3 protein-coding genes, 1 tRNA gene and 1 pseudogene are annotated in these 5,106 nt (G+C 70.0%); all 5 read right to left on the reverse strand.

Going from position 1 to position 5,106, the window contains the following annotated elements; genetic code table 11:
• Nucleotides 1-275: 275 nt before the first annotated feature.
• On the reverse strand, nucleotides 276-1,736 hold the full coding sequence (locus tag OKJ99_RS07135) for a PucR family transcriptional regulator (RefSeq protein WP_326014941.1): 1,461 nt from the start codon (nucleotides 1,734-1,736) through the stop codon (nucleotides 276-278).
• 146 nt (nucleotides 1,737-1,882) lie between these two features.
• The gene (locus tag OKJ99_RS07140; protein WP_326014944.1) at nucleotides 1,883-2,914 is read right to left on the reverse strand and encodes an ADP-ribosylglycohydrolase family protein; all 1,032 of its coding nucleotides are present in this window, start codon (nucleotides 2,912-2,914) and stop codon (nucleotides 1,883-1,885) included.
• Nucleotides 2,915-2,959: 45 nt separating this feature from the next.
• Nucleotides 2,960-3,454, reverse strand: a pseudogene (locus OKJ99_RS07145) (DUF6508 domain-containing protein); the annotation flags it as partial.
• A gap of 150 nt (nucleotides 3,455-3,604) precedes the next feature.
• Nucleotides 3,605-3,689: transfer RNA gene (locus OKJ99_RS07150), tRNA-Leu, on the reverse strand.
• Between the two features lie 103 nt (nucleotides 3,690-3,792).
• Nucleotides 3,793-5,106: glycine betaine ABC transporter substrate-binding protein (locus OKJ99_RS07155; protein WP_326014942.1), on the reverse strand; the 1,314-nt coding region annotated here is incomplete at its 5' end.

A 5,106-nucleotide genomic window follows, 5' to 3' on the forward strand; every position in this document is an offset into this window, starting at 1 on the left:
GGTGCTGGACCGGCACCTGCACCACCTGCGGCCAACCACTCACCAGAACCAGAACCTAACGAAGCACTACTAGGGCCTGTCGCCAAACTCCCGTCGCCGCCCGAAGGGCGGCGCCGCGGCGTCTGGTGCGTGCGATCGCAAGGCGCCGGAAGGTCCCAGAAGGGGGTCCCCCCTGCTCCTTAAGAGCTTGGGGGAGGAGCTACTCGGACTTTTCGGCAACGCCGTGAGCGCGCGTGCCAGGCGTCGCGGCGCAGACGGGAGTTTGACGACAGGCCCTAGGTGTCGGCGTCCAGCGCGGTCAGTGCGAGCGACAGTTCCATGCGGTCGGCGAGGCGGCCGAGGTCCCGGCCGGTGAGTTGCTCGATCAGCCGCAGCCGGTAGCGCAGGCTGTTGCGGTGGAGGGTCAGTTCGCGGGCGGTCGCGGCGGGCGAGCAGTCGTGCGCGAGATACGACCGCAGGGTGGTCACGAGTTCCGCCCGGTGCGCCTCGTCATGGCCCAGCAGCGGAGCGAGCACCGCGTGCCCCAACTCCCGCAGCGGCAGGTCCAGGTTGCCCATCAGCAGACCTGCGATGCTCAGCGGCGCCGCCCGGTGCACACCCGGTCCTGCCTGTGCGGCCTGGCGGGCCTCGAAGTAGCCGAGCCGCAGCCCGGTCACCCCGCGACGCGGCTCGCCCACACCGACGCGGACCTGCGGGTCCAGCACGCTCAGGTGGCCCGCGACCGTCTCGGCGGCGCCCTCCGCGTCGGCGCCGCCCGGCACGACGACCATCACGGTGTCGTCGATCAGGGCGGTCGGCAGCCGGTCCCCCACCCGCTCCAGGAGCGGCCCCAGCGTCCACGGCAGATTGCGCAGCCGCGCGGGGTCGCCGCTGACCCGGGCGACCACGACCGCGTGGGGGCCTTCCGTGGCGAGCCCGTGCGAGGCCAGCCGGCGGCGGGCGTCGCCGTCGGAGACCGTGCGGTGCAGGACGTCCTCCAGGAGCTGACCGAGCAGCTCCCGCCGACCGGTGAGTACGGCCTGGTGGCGGGCCACTTCGAGCCCGAGGATGCTCGTGGCGAACGACAGGATGTCGTGGCGCCGCGTGGCCTGCTGGGTGCGCAGCTCCGCGACCGGAACGCCGTCCACGACGACCGGCACGGACGCCCCCGTACCGCCCTGGGCGGTGTCCGGCCAGCGGCTCGACGCGGGATGGCGCGCGAGGACGCGACCGCCCGGCTCGACGACGGCGACGGGCCCCGCCCCCAGCTCCCGGTGCAGCCGCCGGAGCAGCCCGCGCAGCCCGTGCCCGGACAGCAGCTCGCGGACCAGCTGGTCCTGCAGGGTGACGGCCGATCGCACCGCGTCGTACCGCTGCGCGAAGATCCGGTCGGCGACCCAGCGGCTGATCTGTACGAACGGCACCTCGACCGGCGACCCGAGCAGCGCGAGGCCGGTCCGCTCGGCGACCTCCACGACGACGGGCGGCACCTCCTGGTGCACAAGACCGGTGCCGAAGCACAACGCGGCCACCGGCAACTCCGCCAGCCGTTCCAGCAGCCCGGCCCACTCGGCGTCGTCCCGCTCCAGCATGCCGGTCGTCATCACCAGCTCGTCCCCGCGCAGGAACGGCAGCGGATCGGGCAGCTCCGTCGTGGACACCCAGCCGATCCGCCGGTCCACGTCATGACAGTGGCTGCTCAGCGCCCGGAGCCGCAGGGTCGGTTCGGCGAGGAGATCGGCAACGGAAACGGACACGCGCCGATTGTCCACCAGCCCGGAACGCCGCCGGCACGCGGGACAGCGAACCGGGCCAGAAGCCCGACGCGCGAGCGGGGTCACAACTGGTCGCTGCTCACGGGGAATCACCACAGGTCGAGAACGTGGCGCCGGCGTAGGACCGGTCAGGCGCCCTCGTCCCACGCTCCGCCCAGGGCGAGCAGCTCCGTGCTGTGTTCCACCTGGGAGATCCACTCCGGGGGCCAGCCCGCGATCCCGTGGTAGGCGCCCGCGAAGGCGCCGGCGAGGGCGGCGATCGAGTCGGAGTCACCGGAGGTGCACGCGGCGCGGCGCACCGCCGTGACCGGGTCGTCGGGGAAGAGCAGGAAGCACAACAGGCCGGTGGCCAGGGCCTCTTCGGCGATCCAGCCCGCGCCCGTCGCCAGGCACGGATCGGCCTCCGGGTCGACCCCACCGGGCGCGGCGGCAGCGGCCAGGCGTTCCAGGACGCTGATGCACTCCTGCCAGCCACCGTCGACGTAGGCAGCCCCCTGGGGTGCGAGGTCGCCGAGCCACTGGCCCCAGCCGGGCGGCGGCGTGAGGACCGAGGCGCGCGCGTAGGCGAGCAGTAGTTCCGGCAGGAGCGCGGGCGCCGTGCCGTGGGCGAGGAGCCGGATCGCGTACGCGGTCAGGTCGCTGGCGGCGAGGGCGGTGGGGTGGCCGTGCGTGAGGGCGCTCTGCAACTGGGCGAGCAGGGCGCGGTGGTGGGGTGCCGGGCCGGGGATCAGCGCGACGGGCGCGACGCGCATGGTGGCGCCGCAGCCCTTGGAGTTCGGGAGCGTGGCCTGGGCCCACGGCGTGCCCTTGCGCAGGGCGCGGCACGCCGTCATACAGGTGTTGCCGGGGGCGATGCCCGGGTGGTCGAGCCAGGCGGAGAAGTGCTCGATGAGCGCGCCCGTCACGGGCTCGGGCCGGCTCAGCCCACCGGTCTCCTGGGCCTTGCGCAGGGCGCGCGCCACCGCGAGTGTCATCTCGGTGTCGTCCGTGACGAGCGCGACACCGTCGTGCCGCACGGGCAGCCGCATCCCGCGCCAGGGCCCGAACTCGGCCTCGATACGGGTGACGGAGGTGAGGAACTCGGTGGGCTGCCCCATGGCGTCGCCGAGGGCGGAACCGATGAGGGCGCCGGTGGCGGGGCGTTTGTTGGGGGTGCTCACGGCGGTGTGTTCCTTCCGGTGGGATGTGCTTCGGCGCCAGGTGGCCAGTGCCTGCACGGCGGCGGCGGCGGCGAGCGAACCGTTCTCAAGGGCGTTGGCGATGCAGCCGTCCCCGAAGCGTTCACCTCGTACGACGCTGGTGAGCAGGCGGATGGCGTCGGCCGCGCCGATGGCGCCGGCGTCACCGGGTCGTGGTGGCTCTTGGTCCATCCACTTGTAGGCGGGCGTGATGGCACCGATCTCGTACAGCAGCTCGGTCACGCGCTGGACGAGGGGTGGGTATTGAGGAAAGGGAACGTGCCGGACGCCGTCGTCCCTCTCGCCGGGAGACGTCCACGGCACGTCCCGGATCTCACGCAACGGTCCGATGCCGCGCTCCAGCTCCGACCACTGCGCGACCTTGGTCAGGTCGAGCTCGTCGAGCAGCACGGCATCGCCGCGCGACGCGTCAGCAGGCTGATTCTCGGCCGCCAATTCGGCCCGCCCGGCGTCCCCCGCGGCCGTTTGGGACCCACTGGCCCCCTGTCCGACGTGCATCATGCGTTGCTTTCCCCCGTGCGCGGCGCAGAGATCATGCAATCACATACGTGCGTGCACGCCACATGGACGCTGCCACCCCGAAAAGCAGAAGGTCCTGGTTGAGATGACTCTCAACCAGGACCTTCAGCGGAGCCGTGGGCCCACTGCCAGTGTCCGAGGGGGGACTTGAACCCCCACGCCCGATAAAGGGCACTAGCACCTCAAGCTAGCGCGTCTGCCATTCCGCCACCCGGACAAGGTGTACATCGCACAGGGGCTGGCCCCGTGGCGACGAACAGAACCTTATCAAGGTCTCCGAACGGCTTTCACCAGCACCTATGCGGTGCCGCCCGGCATCACTACGGCGACGTCATCCGCTCCTCGACCTCCGGATGCTTCTTCACCCACGCCGAGACCGCCGCCGCCTGATGGCCCTGGCCGTGCTTGTTGATCTCGATCTCCAGGGTGCCGAGCTCGTCCTCGGTCATCTTGAAGTTCTTGAACCACTTCGTGAGCTGCGGATACTGCTTGGTGAACGCCTTGCTGGTGACCGTGCGAATGGTGTCGCCCTTGCCGAAGAGCCCCTTGGGGTCCTTCAGCTTGGTCAGGTCGTACTTGCTGTAGGCCCAGTGCGGGGTCCACAGGAGCACCGCGACCGGTTCCTTCTTGGCGTACGCGCGCTTCAGTTCGGCGAGCATCGCCGGCGTGGAGCCGCTGACGACCTTGTACTCCTTGTCGAGGCCGTACCCCGGCACGACATCCTTCCTGAGGATGTCCATCGTGCCGGTGCCGCCCTCGATGCCGACGATCTTGCCGTTGAACTCCTTGGCCCTGCCCTTGAGGTCCTCGACCGACTTGATGCCCTTCACGTAGGACGGGACGGCGATCTCGAGCGAGGTGGGCCCGTACCAGGAGCCGAGGGTCGTGACCTTGTTCTTGTACTTGTCCCAGTAGCTCTTCTGCGTATACGGCAGCCAGGCGTCGAAGTTGACGTCCAGATCACCGGTGGAGAGCCCCGTGTAGACCGGGCCGACGTCCATCTGCTTCAGGTTGAACTTGTAGCCGCGGCGCTCCAGGACGTTCTTCCAGAGGAAGGTGACCGCGATGTCCTCGTCCCACGGGAACCAGGCGACGTTCACCGGGCGCTTGGCCTCGGCCGGGGTCGACTGCTTCTTGACCGGGGCCAGCTTGTCGACGATGCCCGGGTTCTTCTTCAGCCACGCCTTGACGGCGTCCTGCTGCTTGCCCTTGCCCGACTTGTTGATCTCGGCTTCCAGGCTGGTGAGCTGCTTCTCGCTCAGCTTGAAGTCCTTGACCCACTTGTTGACCTCGGGGAAGTCCTTGCCGAAGCCCTTGCGGGCCAGCGAGTGGATGCCGTCGCCCTTGCCCCAGGCGCCCTTCGGGTCCTTGAGCTTGGTGAGCTTGTAGTCGTTGTACGCCCAGTGCGGCGACCACAACGGGACGACGATCGGCTTCTTCTTGGCGTACGCGCGCTTCAGCTCGGCCAGCATCGCCGGCGTGGAGCTGTCGACGACCTTGTACTCCTTGTCGAGGCCGTAGGCCTTGAGCATCTTGCTCTTGAGCAGCGCCGTCTCGCCGGCGCTGGCCTCGATGCCGGTGATCTTGCCGTCGAACTTGTCCGCCTGGCCCTTCAAGTCCTCCATGGACTTGAT

The organism is Streptomyces endophyticus (assembly GCF_035798155.1).
Taxonomy (GTDB): domain Bacteria; phylum Actinomycetota; class Actinomycetes; order Streptomycetales; family Streptomycetaceae; genus Streptomyces; species Streptomyces endophyticus.